The 582-nt window shown below is 39.5% G+C and carries 1 pseudogene; it reads left to right on the top strand.

The annotated features are described in order from the left end of the window. Nucleotides 1-582 (top strand): annotated as a pseudogene (locus OEW74_RS19580) (T9SS C-terminal target domain-containing protein); the annotation flags it as partial.

The raw sequence follows: 582 nt of genomic DNA, 5'->3' as shown, positions 1-582 counted from the left end.
GGAACAGATGTTTGGTTGATTTCTTTAAACACAAAAGGTGAAGAACAGTGGCAGAAATCTTACAATTTTAAAAACCGTGATATTTTAATGAGTATGAATACAATCACCGGAAAATCATCGACCAGCAACCATCAACCATCAACTAAAGGCATTTTGTTGGGTGGTTACACTCAGGCAGAAGGAAGAATTGAAGCAGATGATGAAACATTTTGGATGATGTATATCGACAATGACGGAAACGAACAATGGCGAAAGCATGTAAAAGGAGAATCGAGAAAGAAAGAGGAACGGCTTGCAGCCGTGGCGGTTAACAAGGATGGTTCTATTGTTTTGGCAGGAACAAGCGCTGAAGAATTAGGAAAAGAGAACTGGAAGATTGTGAAACTTGGTGACAGCCAAATTGACCAATTGATAGAAAAACAGAATATTAAGATTTATCCGAATCCAGTAAGTGATTACTGTTATGTGGAGATTGGCTTTGAGGATGGAAGCTGGAAGCTGGGTGACGGGAAGTCTGAAGCCGAAATTACGCTTTACGATATGGGTGGAAGACAGCTTCAAAGTCTGAAAACAAAGAATAAA

The sequence above is a fragment of the Chryseobacterium sp. YIM B08800 genome, assembly GCF_026163565.1.
GTDB lineage: Bacteria > Bacteroidota > Bacteroidia > Flavobacteriales > Weeksellaceae > Chryseobacterium.
Note: the sequence above shows the minus strand (reverse complement) of the source record. Positions and strands in the feature narration are given on the sequence as shown.